The organism is Alkalihalophilus lindianensis, from assembly GCF_032843265.1.
Classification (GTDB): Bacteria; Bacillota; Bacilli; order Bacillales; family Bacillaceae_D; genus Alkalihalophilus; species Alkalihalophilus lindianensis.
Window position 1 is genome coordinate 1 of the sequence record NZ_JAWJBA010000221.1, and the last position, 278, is coordinate 278.

At 38.5% G+C, this 278-nt stretch carries 1 protein-coding gene; it reads right to left on the minus strand.

The features are described 5' to 3' along the window. Positions 1-278 (minus strand): septation ring formation regulator EzrA (locus RYX56_RS22020; RefSeq protein ID WP_317124071.1); only part of this gene is annotated, 278 nt, incomplete at both ends.

Sequence of the window (278 nt, forward strand, 5' to 3'; positions counted from 1 at the left end):
TTTCAGCATTACCGAAGCTATGGCGGTGTGCCAGCAGCATTTTCTTCGTATCTCGGTATAATTCTTTTAACTGTTCAATTTCTTCGCGATTTTTCTCCTCGCTGCCAACAAGTTCGTGTAATTCTTCCAATATAGTATTGATCTTGTCTTCCGTCTCCTGTAATTGAGCAGCAATCTTCAACTGCACTTCTTTCGCTTTTTTGAAACGGTACTTATCAATAAATTCCTCAGCATCGAATAGCATTTCCTCAAAATTTGGAAGCTTTACGGTTATGATT